14 protein-coding genes are annotated in these 21,958 nt (G+C 54.8%); 6 read left to right on the top strand and 8 right to left on the bottom strand.

Features of this window, described 5'->3' with window-relative positions; translation table 11 throughout:
• Positions 1 to 57: 57 nt before the first annotated feature.
• Positions 58 to 1,248 (bottom strand): cystathionine beta-lyase, encoded by a 1,191-nt coding sequence (metC, locus tag AC6I8K_RS16000; RefSeq protein WP_483816192.1) that lies wholly within the window; start codon positions 1,246 to 1,248, stop codon positions 58 to 60.
• 260 nt (positions 1,249 to 1,508) lie between these two features.
• On the opposite strand from metC, the gene exbB reads away from it, so the two are divergent.
• The 3 genes from exbB to AC6I8K_RS15985 all read left to right on the top strand — a co-directional run bounded on the left by exbB (position 1,509) and on the right by AC6I8K_RS15985 (position 4,166).
• Positions 1,509 to 2,237: a tol-pal system-associated acyl-CoA thioesterase gene (gene exbB, locus AC6I8K_RS15995; protein ID WP_196762319.1), complete on the top strand. Its 729-nt coding sequence runs from the start codon at positions 1,509 to 1,511 to the stop codon at positions 2,235 to 2,237.
• A gap of 5 nt (positions 2,238 to 2,242) precedes the next feature.
• Complete coding sequence (gene exbD / locus AC6I8K_RS15990; RefSeq protein ID WP_008103349.1) at positions 2,243 to 2,665, top strand: TonB system transport protein ExbD; 423 nt, start codon at positions 2,243 to 2,245, stop codon at positions 2,663 to 2,665.
• Positions 2,666 to 2,846: 181 nt separating this feature from the next.
• Positions 2,847 to 4,166 (top strand): MFS transporter, encoded by a 1,320-nt coding sequence (locus AC6I8K_RS15985; protein ID WP_483816191.1) that lies wholly within the window; start codon positions 2,847 to 2,849, stop codon positions 4,164 to 4,166.
• 499 nt (positions 4,167 to 4,665) lie between these two features.
• Here AC6I8K_RS15985 and AC6I8K_RS15980 read toward each other — a convergent pair whose 3' ends face one another.
• Genes AC6I8K_RS15980 through AC6I8K_RS15960 form a run of 5 tightly spaced genes read right to left on the bottom strand, consistent with a single transcriptional unit; the run spans position 4,666 to position 9,888 of the window.
• Positions 4,666 to 5,631 (bottom strand): Csu type fimbrial protein, encoded by a 966-nt coding sequence (locus tag AC6I8K_RS15980; protein WP_483816190.1) that lies wholly within the window; start codon positions 5,629 to 5,631, stop codon positions 4,666 to 4,668.
• Positions 5,628 to 8,063, bottom strand: coding sequence for a fimbria/pilus outer membrane usher protein (locus AC6I8K_RS15975; protein WP_483816189.1), 2,436 nt, complete (start codon positions 8,061 to 8,063; stop codon positions 5,628 to 5,630). The genes AC6I8K_RS15980 and AC6I8K_RS15975 overlap by 4 nt, the downstream gene beginning before the upstream one ends.
• Entirely contained in the window at positions 8,063 to 8,758 is a 696-nt protein-coding gene (locus tag AC6I8K_RS15970) for a fimbrial biogenesis chaperone (RefSeq protein WP_483817921.1), read from the bottom strand. The genes AC6I8K_RS15975 and AC6I8K_RS15970 overlap by 1 nt, the downstream gene beginning before the upstream one ends.
• A 28-nt stretch (positions 8,759 to 8,786) precedes the next feature.
• Complete coding sequence (locus AC6I8K_RS15965; protein WP_483817920.1) at positions 8,787 to 9,281, bottom strand: Csu type fimbrial protein; 495 nt, start codon at positions 9,279 to 9,281, stop codon at positions 8,787 to 8,789.
• Positions 9,282 to 9,318: 37 nt separating this feature from the next.
• Complete coding sequence (locus AC6I8K_RS15960; RefSeq protein ID WP_064738508.1) at positions 9,319 to 9,888, bottom strand: spore coat protein U domain-containing protein; 570 nt, start codon at positions 9,886 to 9,888, stop codon at positions 9,319 to 9,321.
• A gap of 547 nt (positions 9,889 to 10,435) precedes the next feature.
• Between AC6I8K_RS15960 and AC6I8K_RS15955 the strand changes: the two genes are divergently transcribed.
• The 3 genes from AC6I8K_RS15955 (at position 10,436) to AC6I8K_RS15945 (ending at position 16,390) form a co-directional block, all read left to right on the top strand.
• Positions 10,436 to 12,538, top strand: a complete 2,103-nt coding sequence (locus AC6I8K_RS15955) for a putative bifunctional diguanylate cyclase/phosphodiesterase (protein WP_483816188.1) — start codon at positions 10,436 to 10,438, stop codon at positions 12,536 to 12,538.
• Between the two features lie 158 nt (positions 12,539 to 12,696).
• Positions 12,697 to 14,787, top strand: coding sequence for a putative bifunctional diguanylate cyclase/phosphodiesterase (locus AC6I8K_RS15950; protein WP_497827058.1), 2,091 nt, complete (start codon positions 12,697 to 12,699; stop codon positions 14,785 to 14,787).
• Between the two features lie 190 nt (positions 14,788 to 14,977).
• Complete coding sequence (locus AC6I8K_RS15945; RefSeq protein WP_483816186.1) at positions 14,978 to 16,390, top strand: aminotransferase-like domain-containing protein; 1,413 nt, start codon at positions 14,978 to 14,980, stop codon at positions 16,388 to 16,390.
• Here AC6I8K_RS15945 and AC6I8K_RS15940 read toward each other — a convergent pair.
• Complete coding sequence (locus AC6I8K_RS15940; RefSeq protein ID WP_483816185.1) at positions 16,387 to 16,869, bottom strand: YlaC family protein; 483 nt, start codon at positions 16,867 to 16,869, stop codon at positions 16,387 to 16,389. The two genes, AC6I8K_RS15945 and AC6I8K_RS15940, sit on opposite strands and share 4 nt — an antisense overlap.
• 270 nt (positions 16,870 to 17,139) lie before the next feature.
• Positions 17,140 to 21,885 (bottom strand): Ig-like domain-containing protein, encoded by a 4,746-nt coding sequence (locus tag AC6I8K_RS15935; protein ID WP_497827057.1) that lies wholly within the window; start codon positions 21,883 to 21,885, stop codon positions 17,140 to 17,142.
• Positions 21,886 to 21,958 lie beyond the last annotated feature (73 nt).

Below are 21,958 nucleotides of genomic sequence, written 5' to 3'. Positions count from 1 at the left end.
CTGTGGCATGGCATACGTTGATCTCTCATCACCGCCACAGCATGGTTTAGTTTCTGTTTAATTTTTTAAGCGCGCAAAGCCGGCTTTAAGATCATCCAGCAAGTCATCGACGTGTTCGAGGCCGATATGTAATCGCACTAATGTCCCGTCAAAATCCACGCCGCCCGCCGGACGAATCGCCGCCAGTTCTTCTGGTTGATTGGCCAGAATCAGCGATTCGTAGCCGCCCCACGAATACGCCATGCTGAAATGGTGGAAGTGATCGAGATAATTTGCCAGCTGCTCACGGCTCAGTTTTTCATGCAGGATGAACGAGAACAAACCGCTGCTGCCGCTGAAATCACGTTGCCAGAATGCGTGGCCTTTACACTGCGCCAGCGCCGGATGATTAACGCGCGCCACTTCCGGCCGCGTTGCCAGCCATTCGGCCACCTGCAAACCGCTCTCTTCGTGCTGACGCAGGCGCGTGCCGAGGGTGCGAATACCGCGGCTCGCCATATAGGCGGTATCGGCATCGACCATTTGGCCCATCAGATAGGAATTCTCGCGCAGCTGCGGCCAGCAACGTTCATTCGCTACCGCGGTACCAATCATCGCATCGCTGTGGCCAATGATGTATTTGGTGCCGGCCTGAATTGAAATATCGATGCCGTGCGCCAGCGCGTTAAACAGCACGCCCGCTGCCCAGGTATTGTCGATCATGATGATCGCATCCGGCGCTTTAGCACGCACGGCGGCAACAATCGCTGGAATATCCTGCACTTCCATAGTGATAGACGCAGGCGATTCGAGGAACACCACGCGGGTATTCGGCTGCACCAGCTCACCGATTTCGCTGCCGATACAGTGATCGAAATAGGTGGTGGCGACGTTCAGCTTGCTGAGAATTTTCGAGCAGAAATCCTGCGTCGGTTCGTAAACCGCGCCGCTCACCAGAATATGGTCACCGGCTTCGACGAAAGACAAAATGGCATTGGATACCGCCGCGGCGCCGCACGGATAGAGCGCGCAGCCTGCGCCGCCTTCCAGTTCGGTCATCGCATCTTGCAGTGAGAAATGGGTGAGGGTGCCGCGGCGGCCATAAAATAGCTCGCCTGAAGCGCGACCCGCGGTCGCGCGTTTTTTATCGGCGACCGTGTCAAAAACCAGGGATGAAGCGCGTTGAATTACGCTATTAACTGAGCCTTGAGTGTAACGTTTACTACGTCCCGCGCTGACCAGCGTGGTGTCTATTTTTTTCGTTGCCATCACTGCCTTTCCTGACATTTCCCACAAAACATCCACGTTACCACGAATCAGCCTGGTGGGTTGAGCCTGATTGGCGATTATCAGAGTGAGGCCAGTATTGCGCATAACATCCGCTAAATTGTGGATATCGCTGGCATCTTTGCTTTGTAAATAGTAATGAGAACCACTATCACTTCGGACGTTTTTTTTGCTATGATCCGCGCTTCAATCGTGAACTGTGCAACAGAAGTTGGAGATGCAGCGTGGTAGCCAGTGATTTGATGCAAACGGATCTTTCCGTTTGGGGCATGTATCAGCATGCCGATATCGTGGTAAAGATTGTGATGATTGGCCTGTTACTGGCTTCCGTTGTCACGTGGGCAATTTTCTTCGGTAAGTTTGCTGAGCTGAGCGGGGCGAAACGTCGCCTGAAACGCGAGCATCAGGCGCTGGGTGAAGCCCGATCGTTAAACGATGCTTACCGTGCTGCTGAAAACTTCAAAGGCAACAGCCACAGCGCTGTGCTGCTCAACGATGCGCAGAATGAGCTGGAGCTGTCCGCCGGCACTGAAGATCTGGATGGCATTAAAGAGCGCACCAGCTTCCGTCTCGATCGTCGCGTTGCGGCATTCAGCCGTCATGCCGGTCGCGGTAATGGTTTCCTCGCCACCATTGGTTCCGTTGCACCGTTTATCGGTCTGTTCGGTACCGTGTGGGGCATCATGAACAGCTTCATCGGGATCGCCAAAACGCAAACCACCAACCTTGCGGTCGTGGCGCCGGGCATCGCGGAAGCGCTGCTGGCCACCGCGATTGGTCTGGTTGCAGCGATTCCTGCGGTGGTTATCTACAACGTGTTCGCGCGTATGATTGCCAGTTACAAAGCCTCGCTGGGCGACGTCGCTGCACAGGTGATGCTGCTGCAGAGCCGCGATCTTGATCTCGGCAACGTCGATACCGCCAAAGAAGCCAACCGTCCAGCGGCGGCACAGAAACTGCGCGTAGGATAAGTATTATGGCGATGCGTTTAAACGATGACTCGGTAGGCGATGGCGAAATGCACGAAATTAACGTGACGCCGTTTATCGACGTCATGCTGGTTCTGCTGATCATCTTTATGGTCGCCGCGCCCTTAGCCACGGTCGATGTACGCGTAAACCTGCCAGCATCGACCAGCGCTCCGCAGCCGCGTCCGGAAAAACCGGTTTATCTCTCCATTAAGGAAGATAAGCAGATTTTCATTGGTAACGATGCGGTCACCAAAGAGACGCTGGTGAATGCGCTAACGGCGCAAACCGAAGGCAAGAAAGACACCACCATCTTCTTCCAGGCGGATAAATCAGTCGATTACGCCACTCTGATGGAAGTGATGGATCAGCTGCGCGAAGCCGGTTATCTGAAGATTGGTTTGATGGGCATGGAAACGGTGAAGAAGTAACCTCATCTCACCCACCTTGCCGTAGGGTCGCCATTCATGGCGACCTTTTTTTATGTCCCGCACTCAACTTGTTAATTCCTTGTTACTTTTGGTCTCATGTTTGTAAACTGCAATGGTGAAGAAGATCACATCTATTCCTGGCTTAGCACGTTAAAACGGAAGAAAAACCAGGAAGGACAATATGAGCTCAAGTCACTCTTTACAAAAGTCGTCGCAGGGCGGTGCCAAAACCATCTTTAGCGTTACCAGCGGTAACTTTCTTGAGATGTATGATTTTATGGTATTTGGCTACTACGCCACCGCCATCGCCAAAACCTTTTTCCCCGGCGATGATCCCTTTGCCTCTTTAATGCTCACGCTAATGACCTTTGGCGCAGGCTTCCTGATGCGCCCGCTCGGCGCGATTATTCTTGGCGCTTACATCGACCATCATGGCCGCCGCAAAGGCTTGCTGCTGACGCTAGGTTTGATGGCGATCGGCACCTTAACCATTGCGCTGGTGCCCGGCTATGCCACGTTGGGTGCCGCCGCGCCGATTCTGATTCTGCTCGGTCGTCTGCTGCAGGGCTTCTCGGCGGGCGTTGAATTGGGTGGCGTGTCGGTCTATCTGGCGGAAGTGGCGCCGAAAGGGCGCAAAGGCTTTTATGTCAGCTGGCAATCGGGCAGCCAGCAGGTCGCGGTGATCTTCGCCGCACTGCTCGGTTTGGGTCTGAATCATCTGCTGGCGAAAGAGGCGGTCACCGAATGGGGCTGGCGTATTCCATTTGTGGTGGGCTGTATGATCGTGCCATTCCTGTTCTATATTCGCCGCATGCTGGAAGAGACCGACGCTTTTAGCCAGCGTAAACATCATCCTTCAATGAGCCAGATTGTGCGTTCGGTCGGGCAAAATTGGGCGCTGGTGTTGGCGGGAATGTTGATGGTGGTGACCACCACCGTGATGTTCTACATGATCACCGCCTTTACCCCGACGTTTGGCAAAACCGTGCTAATGATGAGCGATAAAGAGAGCTTTTTGGTGACGCTGTTTGTCGGCCTTTCCAACCTGTTCTGGCTGCCGATAATGGGTTCACTTTCGGATCGCGTGGGTCGTCGTCCGCTGTTGATCGTATGTACAATATTGATGATTGTTACTACCTGGCCGGTGCTGCACTGGTTGGTAGGATCCCCAAGCTTTGCCCGTTTGGTTGAAGCCGAGCTATGGTTGTCGTTCCTCTATGCCAGCTACAACGGTGCGATGGTGGTCTATCTGGCCGAGATTATGCCAGCCGAAGTGCGTGCCACTGGTTTTTCAATGGCTTATAGTCTGGCAACCGCGCTGTTTGGCGGCTTCACCCCTGCGATATCGAGTTATCTGATTCATGCGACAGGTGATAAAGCAATGCCGGGCGTGTGGCTGTCATTTGCGGCGGTGTGTGGTCTGGTCGGCACCTTACTGATTGGCCGGATGGTAAAGCAGTATCAAGCGCGCCACGGCGCAGTTTCGCTAAGCGCGTCGTAAACCAGGTCGCCATAAATGGCGACCCTACAATGTATGCATCCGGATTTCGTAGGGTCGCCATAAATGGCGTAATGCCGATCAGTTAAGCACCAAGCCACTTTCGTTCGCCATCGGCTGGGGCAGTTTCAGCTATGCCGTGCGGCGACCGAGCAGAGGACGCCTGGCCGCGCCCTCTGCACTCCGGGGCCCTGCGCCAGCCCAGCCCGCCGCTGCGCGGTGCCTTCACTCATTCACGATTCCTGACGGACCGGCGGCGATTCGCTCCTGCTCAGCGCCGCCTCTCGCCGCATCCCTGCGGCTCGCCCTGGAATCCTTCACTCGCTCAGCGGGCTGGGATGTCGCCTCAACACCCACGCTAGAGCATCAATGCCTATTTTTTAATCACTGTCGCTGTAACGGCTGTAGGGTCGCCATTCATGGTGACCAGGTTACCGAGCCAATGCGCTGCTTAACTGATGAGCATTACGCCATTCATGGCGACCTGATCTTCATCTCCGGATTAAAACGACACATCCACCACCACGCTATCGGTGTAATTCCCCGCCGCCGGCGTATTCTGCGTGGTCAAAATCTGCGCCGTATAGGTGAAGTTGCGCGTCACGGTATCCGCATTCAACGATGTCGAGGTGCTGCTGCTCCAGCGATCGGTGCCGGTTGGCCCCCAGCGTGAGGTGGTGGTGGTGCCTTTGTAGATGTCATATGCCAGCCGGTTAGTTCCGCTCGCCATTTGCCGCGTGGTGCCGCTGTAATAACTGCCGTTGCTCAAACCCACGGTATAGGTGCTGCCTTTTGAGCACACCACATTAATCGTCTGCTGCACCGTGGAAAAACTTCTCACCAACGGCGCACTGCCAAAACTGACGTTCGGTGCGGTAATGGTGGTGCAATCGTTGGTGACCACCAGATTAACCGTAATCGGCATCGCCGTGCCGGGGCTGGTCTGCACCGTTCCCACGCACAATCCCGCCACGTTTAAACCGGCGCATACCGTATAACTGACGGTCAGCGTAATGGTGGTGGTATAGGAACCCGCAGCAATCACTTGTCCCGGCACGGTACGGAAATAGAGCGGAATGTTGAAATTGAGGCTGTTACCCAACGCCAGCAGCGAGGCCGAGCTCCAGCGATAGCTGCCGCCCTGTTGTAATTCGGTGGCGCAGGCGCTGTCGATACACAACCTGATTGGAATGTTATCGGTGCCGCCGCTGGCCGTTTTCAACACCGCGCGCGTGCCGCTGAGGTTTGAGGCGGTGGTGAAGGCATAGGTGATGTTATCGGAGCCCAGCAGAGAAAGCGTGCCCGATCCGCAGTTAACGTTGGTCGTGCTGGATGTGTTATTCACCGTCGAACCCACTGAAAACGTGGTGACTGAACCGAAGGTTGCGCTGGGTGCCGATAAGCTGCAAAGCGCATAGCTGGTGCCTGGCAGCAAAAACAGCGCGAGCAGCAGCAGAAGCTTTCTCATGGTGAAATCCCTGACTGTGAATTATCCGCGCTGCTCACCGCAGATCCCTGCGGTGGCGGTGGCAGCGGACAGGTAAGCGGTCCGTAAGTTTCGAGCGCTTTTGGCTGGCCGTGAGCAATATCCAGTTGCGTATCGCAGCTGCGGCCATCCGGCGTCACCACGTGAATCGGGTTATTGGCCGTGAGATCTTCCATCCACACAATGCCGTCCCAGCCGACATATTCGGTGGCCTGGTTCGGACGCAATATCTGGCTGGAAATGGGAATCGGCTGCCCGTTGCTGTCGTGTAGCACCACGCTGGCCGCGCGCAAACGCTCCACCGGGAAGTTAAGCAGATAGCCGCTTTTGCGTTTCACGGCAAAGCGCTGTTCTACCTTCGGCGCAGTCCGATCGGCCGGTAAATCGAGGGTGTCGATATCGTATTTAGCGCCGTAATAACTGCTGATCGAGGGCACCAGCAGATAGCCCTGATTATCCGTGCGGCCCATCGTCTGGTTCTCATAACGCACCGTTACGTCCGGATAATCGGTTTTCACCACCACAAAGGCATCGTTGATGTCATTGGCGGCGAAGACGCGGTTATCCATTAACACCAGCGAGCCGGTGAAATCGGCCCATTGCGTTGTGTTGTCGTTATCGCCGTAGAAACCGGCCGAAGTATCAATTTTATTGTTGCGATAACGCAGGCTGGCCTGGCGATAATCGCCGCTGTCGCTGCCCTGGTTGGCCCAGGCGGCATCATAAGAGAAACCGCCGTCGGTTGGCATGGCACGTGACACATACAGACGCTGGCTATTATTTCCTTGCTGATCGCGCTCCGTACTGACCGAGGCGCTGCTCTGCTCACCGAACGGGATGATCAGCGAAATCGCGCCGCTCCAGTTGCCTTGCGCCTGATCGCGGCTGGCGGAGACGTACAAACTGCTGTTGCCCCACAGATTTTTACTCCACGAAAGGTTCAATAACCGCGTGCGGTCACCGTTACCGCCGGCGATATCAAAATAGGCCAACCCAAGACTGCCGTAGTCACTCAGCGACACGCTGGCGGTGTACTGCGCGCTGCGGCGCGCCAGCGAATAGCTGGTGTTAGCGCTGTCGCCACGGCTGCCGACCAGCGCAAGATTACCAAAATCGACGCTGCGAATGATGTGCTGGGTTCCCAGGCTGAACCAACTGTTGTTGTACTGATAGCCCCAGCTATATTGCGTGCCTGGATTACCGTCCATCTGGCTCTGTGCCAGCGCGCTATTCACCACGCCAAAACTACCAAGCTTGAGCAATCCACCTGCGCCGCCCATCGCTACGCTGTCGCTGCCTTCCGCATGGCTCTCCAGCGTCAGCCAGTCGGTTAATCCGTAGCGATACGATCCGCTGGCGGCTGCTGCGCCGTAATCAAAATTCTGAATGCCGTAGTTTTCGCGTATCGCACCGGCGGAGAATGAGTAATCAGATAACCCTTGCTTCAGCAAACTGCTGGAGACATAAAACGGCAGCGTGGTGGTGATTTGTCGACCCACGGCATCGGTGGTGGTGATGACGGCATCGCCCGCACCATTAACGAAGGGCACGTTAGTGAGTGACCACGGACCCGGCTGTACCTCGGCCTGGGTGCTGCGGTAGCCATTAATAAAGAGATCAACCGAAGAGGGCACCGCTGCCTGGCCGGAAAAAGCCGGCAGCGGATAGGTCACCAGATCGGGTCGCACACTAAAGTCGCGTCCAATCTGCACGCCGCCGAGACGCACGCTGTTGCTCCAGCTCAGCGCATCCGTGACCAAATCCCCGGCGCGCCAGCTGATCACCGCGTTCTCATTTTCGTTGCTAAACCACGTGTCGTAGCGGATGTAACCTTCCTGCTGCCCTGAAACGCCCCCTTCCAACTGCTGTACGTAGACGCCATTGGTCGAAAACTGTCCAGCCGGACCGAAGAAGCGCAGCTCGTTCCAGCTGGAGAGGCGCGAACCGGCATTGTCGGTACGCGTGGCGTAGAAGTCATAGTTGAGCAAGGCGCCATTGCTGGCGCGGCCGGGAAAGCGCGGCGCATCCTGACGTTGGCCAATCGTTTGACCCGGCAGCCAGGCGGGCGGCACCGTCAGTAACAGGCGCTGGCGTCGTTCGTCGTACTCCACTTTCGCTCCGCTGAGTTGATTGACATCAATCTGCTGCCCTTGCAGTTTCTCTGCCGGAATTCCTGCGCGTTGCAGATCGCCACGTCGCAGCCAGAAATCACCGTTTTTGCGCTCAACCGGCACGATCTCGCCGCGTTGGCCCTGATTCACCACCAGTTCCAGCATGTATTGCTGACCGCCGGCATTATTCTCCAGCGCAGGCGGCGGTGGCAGTTCGGAGAACGTTTCCGCACTGCTGCTTATCGGACTGAGACAGAGCACACTGGCAACGGCCAACGCGCAGGGATGCGGCGTTAACTTCATCAACGCGCGGCAGCGCTGCTCCAGTGGCCTTTATTCATGTCAGCTGCCAGCTCACCGCTCACGCTGCTGGTTAATGGCCAGCGATTGCTGCTGTTCGCCAGCACGTAACCGAATAAGCCATTGCCCATTTTGCGCCCACCAATGGTGACGTTGCTTAAACGTGCGTGGCCGTTACCGCGATTGGTCAGCTCCAGCCAGCGTTTGCCGCCGCTGTTGACTTCCTGCCAGCTCAGCTGCGGTTTCGCCGTGTCGCGCGTGACGCCGTCGCCATACACGAAGAGCGGCACCGAATAGCGCATCTGGAAAGTGAGACCGGCCTGGTTTTCGCCCGGCGTGCGCGGCGTAGGGATCTCATCCAGCACCACGCGATACGACATTTCACGCCCGGCCGCGGGTGGCGTTTGTTTAATCAAGCGCACCAGCTGCCTTTGTCCCGGTTCAAGACGCACCATTGGCGGACTCGCCGCCACCTGTTGCTGTGTTTGATACTGTTCCTGACCATTCATTTGCTGCCAGCTGAAGATGCGCACCTGCATCATGGTGGTGGCATTGCCCCGATTTTCCAGCCACAGCTCGCTGGCTTTTTCTTGCGGATCGATAGCCGGATCGATGGGCCAAACCATCAGCGAGTTGGCGGCGTGCACCGCAGGCGTGAGTACCACAAGGAGCAACAGTAATCGGGCGCGCAGATTCATCTTCATATCATCCTTCTTATCACTGACGTCACCAACTGAGCGTGACGGTTAAAGTGTCGGTATAAGTCCCGGCGCGCGTCGGGCCGGGCAGCGTTAACAGGCCGTAAATCGGCAATGTGATGTTGTTGGCATTGCTGTAACTCAACGCCACGGCACTGTTCACCGGGATCGCCGTGGTATGCGCCGCATTGGTGAACAAGCTATAGGCCAGGGTATCGGTATTAGCCGTGTGTTTGAGATTGCGGGTGGAGGTGTAATTGCTGCCGCCGTTGATGCTCATACTCACGGCAGTGCCTGGCGTGCAGGCAAGAGTGATAGTGGTGCTTTGTACATAGCTGGCGCTGACGCTGCTGGAAGCCACGCCCGATTGCGTACCAAAATTAAGCGTGCCAAATACCCCGGTATTGGTACCGGAGACGACACAGCCTGCCACTACTGATGCTGAAACCTGAAACGTTGCCGTCGGCAACCCCCAGGCGGAGACGCTCCCTATCAGCAGGGCAAGGCCGCCTGCACTGTGCATCAACCGCTGCACTGCGGCCACCCTGATTATCCTTTCCTCAGTAATTCACCGCCACGTTAATGGTGTCAGTGTAAGTACCTGCCGGGATCAGCGGGTTAAAGCCGCCGCCCACCACGCGACCATAAATGGCGTAGTTGGTACCCAGCGTGGGGTCCGTAGTACCACTGGCGGCGATATTGGTGTTGTTAGCAATAGCGGTGGTAAACGCGGCGTCGCTATACAGCGTATAGGCAATGCCTTGGGTATTGTCTGAACCAAGGGTGAGGTAACGCGGTTGTCCACTCACTGTGCCATATACCGTAGACGGGGCAGTGTTACTGCTGGTGACTTGCACGTTGAAAGTTTGTCCGGTGGTACAGCGGACAAAGATGCCATTACCCGCGGCTCCGACCAGCGTGGCGTTGAGGGTATCGAAGGTTGCAGCGCTGCTACCAAAGTTCAGGGTACCAAAGTTAACCCCAGTCGTTGCAGACTGGCCGTTCACCAAACAGCCGGTGGTCAGCGTCAATGTAGCATTGATGGTTCCCGTTGTGGTGGCGGCAAAAACAGCATGAGGTACAAGTGCGGCGCTTAGGCTAGTTGCCACAAGAAAAAGCTTGAGTTTCATAATCATTCCTTACTGATTATCCAAGGTCAGTGCTTTTTCACCTGGTTATACATTTATGCAAATACAGCCAAAATCATGCAAGAGCCGGAACCGGCCAGACAGCGTAAGCGCCCGCTACCTAAGAAAATTCCTAGACGTTGGGTTAATAACTTATATCAGTTTTCTTTACTATAGATCAGCAAATCAGGCCTTGTACCGCAATGCTTCGTTTTTTCCCTAATCAATTCACTTTTTTCGCCGATAACTCAGTATTCGCAAGGGGTAGCGGGCAGTTAAAAAAACTAAACGGTCGATGATTTCTTCCTCTACCGCGCACATCGCTTCAATGTTATGTTCGTGCATTAATCAGATATTATTAATTTTTCTCTCAATGGCTGACGATGAAAATAAAAAAAACAGCATAACGACTCCAGAATTGTCCTGGTCGTTTTTTTGTTGAGCTTCGCCGCAGGCGGTCATGAATCCTGCTTGAGCGGCGTTTTATCATCCTTGTCCTAATTTGACGACAGCGTACCTGCTCCGCAGCGGGTAAAGTTTAGGAGCGCACATGCTACTGGTTACCTGGGATAGCGTTCTGGTTTCCGTTTCACTGATTGTGGCTTTCATCGCCGCCTTTACCGCATTGGATACCGCCGGGCGTGTTGCCGTCTCACGCGGCTGGCTAGCAAAACTTTGGTTGATAGGTGGCGGTACAGCGATGGGCATCGGGGTGTGGGCGATGCACTTTATTGGCATGCTGGCGATGATGATGCCGATGACCATGCGCTACGATGTCGAGCTCACCGTTCTCTCATTGCTGGTGGCAATAATCAGCGCCATCTTCGCTTTCGCGCAGGGCGTGCAAGGCAGTCATCTCACCCGCCGGCGCTTAGTGCGCGGCACGCTCATACTCGGCAGCGGCATCATTGTCATGCACTACCTCGGTATGAACGCGCTGATGATTGAAACCCCGATTCGCTGGAATATGCCGTTGGTCGCGCTTTCGGTACTCATTGCTTACGCTGCATCTGGCGCGGCATTGTGGCTGGCATTCCATCTGCGCCAGGGCGAAAGCCTGCTGCTATTGCGCGCTGGCGCGGCCGTACTCATGGGCATTGCCATTGCGGGGATGCATTACACCGGCATGGCCGCAGCGGAATTCATCTTGCCGATGACCATGCAGCATCACGGTGCGAGCGAAGAGGGGCTGGCGGTATGGGTCACCATTATCACGTTGAGCATTTTAGGACTGATGCTGCTGATCTCGATGCTGGATGCACAGCTACGTGCTGCTCGTCTCGCGGCCAAACTCAAGCGCGCTAACAGCGAACTGCGCCAGCTGGCGATGCACGACAATCTTACTGCGCTGCCGAATCGTGTGATGCTGGATCACCAGCTCACCACGCAGATCAAACAGGCAACGCTGCAGGATGAGCACTTCGCCTTGATGTTTATGGATCTTGACGGCTTTAAAGCCGTCAACGATACGTGGGGCCATCACGTCGGTGACCGCTTGCTGGTTGCGGTTGCTGAGCGCTTGCGTGTGCAGGTGAGTGAAGAGGTTCTACTGGCGCGTCTGGGAGGCGATGAATTCGTGTTGCTGTGTCCACAGTTCCATATCCATCAGGCCACCAGGCTGGCGCAACAACTCGTCCAGGTGATTGATGCGCCTTTCGATCTCGATCGTTATTCGCTGCGCGTCTCGCTCAGCGTCGGCATTGTTATCTTCCCGCTGCATGGCCGCAACCAGCAGGAGTTGATGTTTAATGCCGACTCCGCCATGTATCACACCAAACACAGCGGCCGTAACGGCTGGTGCCTGTTTGAACCGGCGATGAGTGCCGTGGCGCAGCATCAATTGGCGCTCGCTAACGATCTGTGGAACGCGCTGGAATATCAGGAGATGCGCCTGTTCTATCAGCCAAAATTCCGTGCGGGCGGCACGGTGTTGATGGGCTTTGAAGCGCTGTTGCGCTGGCAGCATCCGCGACGCGGCCTGCTCATGCCGGATATGTTTCTGGCGCGCGCCGAAAAAACCGGGCAAATTGTCGCGCTAGGAAACTGGGTGGTGAATGAAGCCTGCCGCCAGCTGAAACAGTGGCACGACGCAGGCAACGGTGACTGGACTGTTTCGGTCAATCTTTCGGCTCTGCAATTTCAGCAGCGCGATCTTATCGATAGCGTGCGTCAGGCGCTGCAGCGTCACCAGATTCCTCAGGGCATGCTGATGCTGGAGATTACCGAGAACATCGCCATGCGCGACCCGCAGTTCAGCCAGCAGCGCATTGCTGAATTGCATCGGCTAGGCGTGAAAGTCGCGATCGATAATTTCGGCATCGGCTACGCCAATTTGCTGCATTTGAAACATCTGGAAGCCAGCGAGCTGAAAATAGATCGCTCATTTATCAATAGTCTACGTGCCGGTAGCGAAGACGCCGCTGTCGTCAGTGCCATGCTGACGCTGGCACAAACGCTTAACCTGCGTATGGTCGCAGAAGGCGTTGAAACCGAGGAGCAGCAGCGCCTGTTAACCGGGTTGGGCTTCGACACGCTGCAAGGGTATCTGCTCGGCAAGCCGACACCCGCAGAGCGTATTGGCGAATTTACCGCTGCGCTTACCGTGCCGCTGCCGTTTACCGATAACGTTGTATCGATGGCTGGCGCGCAATAAACAATTTTTATTTTCTTCCGCATCGGAAGGTTTCATCGTTCAAAGACTCAGATCGGCGGGCTCGCTGCCGATAATTCCTACAATAAAACCAACAGATTCCACCTATTTAATAACAACACCACAGCTGACTTACACCGGCTTTAACTTGGGAAATCACTATGTTAGTGACTTCGTACGACTCGTTTACCGTCATCGTCTCGATCCTGGTGGCGATGCTGGCCTCGTTTACTGCGCTTGATATGGCAGGACGCGTGGCTTCCTCAACTGGCAAGGTGGCGCTGGTTTGGTTATTCGGCGGTGGATTCGCCATGGGCATCGGCATCTGGGCGATGCACTTCATCGGTATGTTATCGATGAGCCTCGACATGGTTATGAGCTACGACCCTATGCTAACCGTCACCTCCATGGTGGTGGCGGTGCTGGCCTCGGTTTTTGCCCTGTGGTTGGTGTGCTCCACCAGCACCTTGCCGTGGTCACGACTGTGTGGCGGCGCGTTGGTGTTGGGTTCCGGCGTGGTGGCCATGCACTACACCGGTATGGCGGCGCTGATGTTTTCCCCTGGTATCACCTGGAATTGGGGCTGGGTGGCGGCATCGGTGGCGATTGCGCTGGTGGCCTCGGGCGCTGCGCTGTGGCTGGCGTTTAACCTGCGCGAAGGACATGGTCGCGTCACGCTATTACGCCTTGGCGCGTCAGTGGTGATGGGCTGTGCGATTGCCGGCATGCATTATACCGGCATGGCGGCCGCCAACTTCCCGATGCAAAGCCACGCGACGCACATGGGCGTCAACAGTAACTGGCTGGCGGTGGTGGTGACGGTAGTGACGCTGGCGATCCTCGGCATCACCTTGCTGGTCTCGATGCTGGATGCACGTCTGCAGGCGCGTACTTCAATCCTCGCGCACTCGCTGGCTGAGGCCAATCGTGAGCTGGCGCAGCTGGCGCTGCACGATAACCTGACGCGTTTGCCTAACCGCATTCTGTTAGAAGACCGCCTGGAGCAAGCCATCAATAAAGCCAACCGCGAAAAGTCGCAGTTTGCGCTGATGTTTATGGACCTCGACGGTTTCAAAGCGGTTAACGATGCCTTTGGTCACCACGTTGGCGACAATCTGCTGATTGGCGTTACCGAGCGCATGACCGGCCAGATGAAAGGGCATTACACGTTAGCGCGCATGGGCGGCGACGAATTTGTGCTGCTGCTGGAGATTGATGATCCCAACGATGCCGCAGCCGTGGCCGATACGCTGGTCAAAGCGGTAGATCGTCCGTTCGATATCTCGCGCTATGAGCTGGTGGTGTCGCTGAGTATTGGTATTGCGGTCTATCCCGGCGATGGTAAAGACGAGCGCGAGCTGATGTTTAACGCCGATGCCGCCATGTACCACACCAAAAACAATGGTCGCAACGGTTACACTTTCTTCCAGCCGTCGATGAATATGCTGGCGCAGTCGCAGTTGCAGCTGAATAACGATTTGTGGCAAGCGCTGGATAACCAGGAGCTTCGGCTATTCTATCAACCTAAATACTGCGCGCCGAGCGGGCCCATCCTCGGTTTTGAAGCGCTGCTGCGTTGGCAGCATCCAACGCGCGGTCTGCTGGCACCCGACACTTTCCTGCCGATGGCGGAGAAGACCGGCATGATTGTGAGTATTGGCAACTGGGTGATCAACGAAGCCTGTCGTCAGCTGCGCTCCTGGCATTTGCAAGGTCATCCCCACTGGTCGATTGCGGTGAACCTGTCGGCGCTGCAGTTTGAGCAAAACAATCTGGTCGAAACCGTCACCGAAGCGTTGGCGCATCACCAAATTCCCGCCGAACTGCTGACGTTGGAAGTGACGGAAACCACCGCCATGCGCGACCCGGAAGAGAGCGTACGCATTCTCACCGAACTGACCAACATGGGCGTGAAGGCATCGATTGATGATTTCGGCACCGGCTACTCCAGCTTGCTGTATCTGAAGCGTTTACCGGCTAGCGAGCTGAAGATCGATCGCGCCTTCGTCAATGAACTACAGGCGAATTCTGAAGATGCCACCATCGTTTCAGCGATTGTTGCGCTGGCGCAGTCGCTGCATCTTAAAGTGGTCGCTGAAGGCGTTGAAACTCAGGATCAACAGGCGTTCCTCACCGGTTTGGGCTGCGATACCTTACAAGGCTATTTGCTGGGCAAACCGGTACCGCCGGAGCGGATTGCCGAACTGCCGAATTTCTACGAGGACGTGTTAGAGCTGGAGCGCATGCCTTAACGCTATTGATTCCCTCATCCCAACCTTCTCCCACAAGCGGGAGAAGGAGCCGATCCAGCACTTTGCACTTTTCTCATCCCAACCTTCCCCTGCTTGCGGGTGTTCTCCCTCTGTTCATTCCCTCTCCCGCTTGCGGGAGAGGGTTAGGGTGAGGGAAACTAGCCGCCAAATCCTCTACATCGGAGTTCGGGTGGCGAAATATCAGCAGTTGGTAGAGCAGCTTCGCACGCAGATCGAGGCGCGCATCTGGCCGCCGGGCGAGAAGCTGCCTTCGCTACGCCAGCAGGCGGAGCAGAGCGGGCTGAGCCTGATGACGGTGATGCACGCCTATGAAGTGCTGGAGAGCCAGGGTTGGATCGTCTCGAAGCCGCAATCGGGTTATTACGTGGCACCGCGCGCCGCCGAAAGTCGTCCACGCCTGCCGACCCAGGAAATCGCCAAAACCGATCAGGCCGATACCAACAGCTTTGTGTTTGACGTGCTGCAAGCCACGCGTAATCCCGCCATCATGCCATTTGGCTCCGCCTTTCCCGACCCAGAACTGTTTCCCCAGCGCCAGCTGATGCGCTCGCTGGTGAAAGTCTCGCACAACCTTAAACCCACCGATGCGCTCAACAATTTGCCGCCGGGCAACGAAGCGCTGCGTAAAATTCTGGCGCAGCGCTATGCGCAGCAGGGCATCACATTGTCGCCGGATGACATCGTCATCACTAACGGCGCGATGGAAGCGCTCAATCTCAGCCTGCAAGCCGTTACCGAACCTGGCGATTGGGTGATCCTTGAAAATCCGTCATTTTATGGTGCGCTACAGGCGATTGAGCGCCTCAAGCTGAATGCGATTGCCATTGCCAGCGATGTCGAAAACGGCATGGATCTGGAGGAGCTGGAGCAGGCGCTGCAGCGCTGGCCGGTGAAAGCCTGCTGGCTGATGACCAACCGGCAAAATCCGCTCGGCTTTACCCTGAGCGCCGAGCGCAAACAGCAGCTGGTGGAATTGCTGGCGCGCTACAACGTGGCGATGATTGAAGACGATGTGTACGGCGATCTGTATGAAGGCCATGACAAACCGCTGCCCGCTAAAGCCTTTGATCGTGACGGTAACGTGCTGCACTGCGGCAGTTTCTCCAAGAATCTGGTGGCGGGATTTCGCGTGGGGTGGGTGGCGGCGGGACGCCATGCGCAGCGTGTGCAGCGCATCCAATTGATGAGCACGCTGTCGACCAGCGCGCCGATGCAGCTGGCGCTCGCCGACTTCCTCAGCACGCGCAGTTACGATGCGCATTTGAAGAAGCTGCGTCAGACGCTGGCAAAGCGCAAGCAGCTGGCACAGCAGGCGCTGCGCCGAGTATTACCCAATGACGCCAGCATCAGCGATACGCCGGGCGGCTATTTCCTGTGGATTGCGCTGCCGGCGCACATTAACACCACGCAGCTTTATCATTTGGCGTTGCGCGAGGGGATCAGCATTGCCCCCGGCCAGCTATTTTCCAGCGGCGACGGCTTCAGCCACTGTTTCCGCTTCAACACCGCCTGGCCGTGGGACACACGCGCCGAGGCGGCGGTAGAGACGTTGGGCAAACTGATTGCCGGGTTAAAGGGCTAAACGTGGGCCGCCTGCTGGTGGCCCCAGGTGAGATAGTAAACGTCGTAGAAATCCACTTCACCTTTCTGCTTCATCAGACGATCAATACCGCTGCGCACGCGATCCGGGGTGTGCGGGTTATCCAGAATCTTATCCAGCGCCTGCTGAGAAACCGGCTGCACATAATACCATTCGCCGTTGTAGCAAACGCGCAGATCCAGCGTATCAATATCTTCAAAGCGGTACTTCGGATTGATATCCATCAGCATCAGCACGCTCATCACCAGCACAAACACCGTGGCAAACCAGAACGCCGGCCAGCCGAGCATCTCGGTGGTGAAGATCAGCGCAACGCTGAGTGCGTAGCATAAGTACATAGCGGCCCAGAGTCCGGGGTGTTTTTTTAAAAACGAGAAGCTAAAGCGTGGGCGATTATCACGCAATTCGTCACGGTTCAGCGTATCGATTTCGTCGAGCAAGATTTGTTTGATCGCGTCCATTGTTCACCTCTAATTATCACTGCCTGCCAGTAAAGCACATAACAGTGAAGCGAATTAGAGACAGATTGGTCAATTTTTTGTATAACAGTTTATGTTACAGCGGTGGGAGAAGATTGCATTGATAAGAATAAATATAGGGAGCTGTATACAGTCTCACTTTTAGAGCATATTGGTAATATTAACCAGAGGCTTTAAAAGATGATAAATAAGGGCCATGAAAAGCGGCCCTTATTTATAGTGTTGCTATTTTTTTATTTTAAATTTGAACGCTTAATGTTCAATCTTAATGTCTTGCTGAACTAATAGATCCAAATTTCTTTCATCGTTAACAAAAACAGTATATTCAGCTCCTGCGATAGTGATTAACCCTACCTGCTCCGCCCAGCTACCGATTTCCTCTTCGGATATAATATCTTGCCATGATAAAACGGAGGCTTCATCTCCAATAATGATGACTTGCTCATGATCATTAGCAATGAAAAGATTCTTTTGGCTTTGAACCAAAATATCATCTAAAGTGATTTTTTTTATGTTCTCCGATGTTTGCGTAATATCAATGATGCCATCGTGATTTGTCATCGACTCTGGAGTTTGAATAGCATTGCTTTGGTCTTTATCAACAACGGAAATTGAAATATTATCAATGCTAAAGTCATTTCCTGATGTTAAATCACTTGCATTTATAAAGGAAATTTTTACTAAGCCACTTTTGTCAGCAATATAGGTTCCGGTATATAGGGTTTTTGTTGTGGTCTGCTGAGATGGACTAATAATCGTCTTTCCGTCTACATTGAAACCCAAATATGAGCCAGCACCCTCGTTTGTTGTCTGGCGAGTCGCCTCATACGAAATGTAATAGGTTTTTCCATATGCAACTTCAATGTAATTATAAGCGACCTCACCAGAAAGATCATGAGATCCATTATTCGTGATGCTTCCCATTGCCTTAGTTCCATTATGATATTCCCATTTTCTAACCGTTAGGTTATTATTAAATTTATATCCACCACTTGCCTGCCAATCTTGAAAAGTGCCATCGTCAAAATCCCAAGTGTAGGATTTTGCTATAATCGGAGGAGTAATCTCGATGGTAAAATTAACGGAAGGATTCGATGCCTTATTAAAGGCCTTAAAGTTCCAGGTATCGTAAGGCAGTATCGTCGGCGGCGTCCACTCCCAGTGTCCGCTGTTGTCGGCAACCACCGAATAACCCTCGTTGGTGGGTTCACCGCTGCGCCAGAATGCAATATGCACGACGCTGTTCGCTTCGGCACTTCCGTGCAGCGTTGGCGTGATGTCATCGGTAATGCCGTTGTGTAAAACCTCACGTTGCTCTCCATCAAAGTTATCCCACGCATAATCAATGGTGGGAACATAGCTGTCAGCGGCAACGATTTTGAGTGCGAAGTTTTCTGCGGAGGGGTCGCGCGTCAAGGTGCTGCTCGCCTGAAACTCGTAGCTGGCCGGTATTAGTTGGTCTGAATCGTAGCTCCAGCGCCCGTCTGCACCGACGTTGACGCTGTCCAGCACCTCCCAGGTTCCCAGCACATTACGGTAATGCAGATACACCACGCTGTTGGATTCGCCGCGTCCGTGCAGGGTTGGCGTGCGGTCGTCTGTAATGGCTCCGCTGGTCAGCAAGCCGGTAAGGGCACCAAAATCGTCGTACGCGTGGGTAATGCTGGCTTCGCTGCCCGGCGTAAAATCAATCTCCAGCAGGAACTCGTCGCTCCAGCCGCCGCCCGCGTTGGCGCGAAACTCCCACCGGCCTTCGCCGAGCGCCGGAGGCGTCCAGCTCCAGTCGCTGCCGTTCAGCAGCGCGTTGCCGCCGTCCGTCCACGCGCCGGTCCCGCTACGGTACTGAATGCGCACCGTGCTGCCGGCGGGCGCGCTGCCGTGCAGCTCCGGTGTGGCATCGTCGGTCAGGCCGCTGTTCGTCAGCGTACCGGTGTAGCTGCCCACGTTGTCAACGGCGTGGGTGATGTGCGCTGAACCGCCGGGCAGCGGCATTGCGTCATCGCCGATTTCAATCACGAACGACGCCGATTGTTTGCTGGTGTTGCCCAGTTTGTCAGTGGCGGTGGCGGTGAGCGTGTGCGGCCCCTCGCTTAACGAAACCTCAATTTGCCAGACGCCGTTAGCAGCGGCGGTTACGCTGCCGAGCAGGGTGCTGCCCTCGTAGATTTTGACGATGCTGCCGGGCTCGGCGTCACCGCGCAGCACCGGATGGCGATCGTCGGTTTTCTCGCCGTAAAGGCGTGCGCCGGTGTTGCTGCCCGCATCATCAACGGCAAGTTCAATGGCAGGAACGTCGGGTGCGGTGGTGTCGATGTGTAAGGTAAACAGCACCGGTTCGCCAATCAGGCCGGAGATTTTAATCGCGTGAATCGAGATGTTGTGCAGGCCTTCATCCAGCGGCTGCTTAAGGCTAAAGCTGTAGCTGCCGTCTGGCTGAATGGCGGCGGTGTACTTATCATTATCAATCCAGATCACCACAATGCCGGACTTCTCACCGGGCACGCTGCCGTTGAAGGTGGGCTGGGTATTTTTCGTCCAGAGTTCGGTGCCGTTACGGGTGATGGCGCTGCCGAGTATGCCAAAGGAGGGAATATCGGGCGGTGAGGTTGGTATTCCATCATCAACAGGAGCGGCATCCGTTTCAGGGATAGTAACGTTTACGCCCTCCTGAACCAGTAATTCAGCCTCGCCATTTCTGTAGACGTGATAGTTAATGCCAGCAATGGTGACAAAGCCCGCCTGCTGCACCCAGAGCGTATTGGGGTTTCCGTCCGGGTGAATATCCTTCAGTGAAAGGCTGGCGTGGCGGTCTCCTTTAATCATTACCTGATTTAACTCATGGGAGATAAACAGGTTATTGCGACTTTCGGTAATAAGCTGGCTGAGGAGTTTTACTTTGGTACTTTCGTCCATATTGGAAATATCAAGCACGCCGTGCTGATCATGACTGTTTTCTGCCACTTCTTCAGTATTATTCTTTTTGGAAGAAACAGCATTGACGCTGATATCATCGATGCGAAAATCATTACCATTATATGATGGTTCATTATTTGTGATGGCTATTTTAACTGTTTTTGTTTCTGTTGCAATATAGGTTCCAGTAAAGACATGCCATTGCGAGGTGTTTGTTACATTCTGATGATTAATAACTAGTTTATTATCAATTGAAAAGCCAAGTTTTGCTGCCCAGCCATCAGTACCATATCGAAGTGCTTTAAAACTCACCTCATAAGTAATGCCTGCTTTAACTTCTATATCACGATAGATGACATCTCCCTTATAATTTCTATTTAAAATCGTTTGGGCGCCTAAACTAATTATATTAGTTGTAGTTACTAAATCTGAACCCGACTCCTTGGAATATTCCGTGGCAAGATGCCAGCCCTGAAGTGTATTATCATTAAAATCCCAAAAATAGGATTTTACCGGGGTTATTTCCAGCGAATAAACGGCTGAAGGGCTGGCAGCCTGATTATACACTTTAAAATTCCAGGTATCGAAGGTGAGAATTTTCGGTGTCGTCCATTCCCAGTGTCCGTTGCTGTCAGTCTTAACGGAATAGCCCGTATTAACAGGTTCCCCGCTGTGCCAGAATTCGATATTAACGATGCTGTTCGCTTCAGCAGTACCGTGCAGCGTGGGTGTCGTATCATCGGTCTTTTCATTATGTAAAACCTTGCCAATGTTCTCTCCAGCGTTATCCCACGCATAATCAATGGTTGGGACATAGCTGCCTGCGGCAACGATTTTCAGCGCAAAAGGTTCTCCTTCGGGGGCGCGCGTCAGGGTTTGGCTTACCTGAAATTCGTAGCTGCCCGTTACCAGGCTACCTGTATCGTAGCGCCAGCGCCCGTCTGAACCGACTTCAACGCTGTCTAGCACCTCCCAGGTTCCCTGGGTATTGCGATAATGCAGATACACCACGCTGTTGGATTCGCCACGTCCGTAAAGGGTTGGCGTACGATCGTCGGTGATGGTACCGCTGTTCAGTAAGCCGGTGTCCGTACCAAAATCGTCATACGCGTGGATAATGGACGTTTTGCTACCGGGCGCAAAGTCAATCTCCAGCTGGAACTCGTCGCTCCAGCCCGAACCGGCGTTAGCGCGAAACTCCCACTGGCCGGTACCAAGCGTTGGCGGCGTCCAGCTCCAGTCGCTGCCGTTCATTAACGCGTTGCCGCCGTCGGTCCACGCGCCGGCTTCGTTGCGGTACTGAATGCGCACCGTGCTGCCGGCGGGGGCGCTGCCGTGCAGCTCCGGCGTGTTGTCGTCGGTCAGACCGCCGCTGGTTACCGTACCGGTGTTGCTGCCCACGTTATCAACGGCGTGAGTAATTTGTGCCGCGCCGCCGGGCAGCGGTTCCGGTGCCGCGCTGTCATCACCAATTTCAATTACGAACGAGGCCGATTTTGCGCTGGTGTTGCCGAGCCTGTCGGTGGCGGTGGCGGTCAGCGCATGGCTGCCGTCGCTGAGGGAAACCTCCAGCGCCCAGCTGCCGTCAGCACCGGCTTGAGCGCTGCCGAGCAAGGTGCTGCCTTCATAGAGTTTCACGATGCTGCCGGGCTCGGCGTTGCCGCGCAGTACCGGATCGCGGTCGTCGGTTTTTTCATCAGACAGGCGCGCGCCGGTGCTGCTGCCCGCATCATCCAGTACAAATTCAATCAGCGGCGCATCGGGCGCGGTGGTATCAATATGTAAGGTAAACAGCGCCGGTTCGCCAATCAGCCCGGAAATTTTTATCGCGTGGATCGATATGTTGTGCAGGCCTTCATCCAGCGGCACCGGCGGCGTGAAGGTGTAGCTGCCGTCGGGCTGAATCGGCGCGGTGTATTTCACATCATCAATCCAGATCACCACGATACCGGACTTTTCACCCGGCACCGAGCCGTTGAATCTCGGCTGGGTTTTTGAGGTAAAAAGTTCGGTGCCGTTGCTGGTCGTGCTGCTGCCCAGAATGCTGGGCGAGGGGGAGTAATACTGTTCGTTTGAGTGCGTCATCTGTGGTTCCTCGGAATCGAATTCAGGGATACGAATTTTCCGATGAGTTGAGAATATTCCTAACGAGAACCGT

The sequence above is a fragment of the Pantoea sp. X-Soil-ISGK-421 genome, assembly GCF_059730785.1.
The sequence above is the reverse complement of the archived record's forward strand: the minus strand, read 5'-3'. Positions and strand labels throughout refer to the sequence as shown.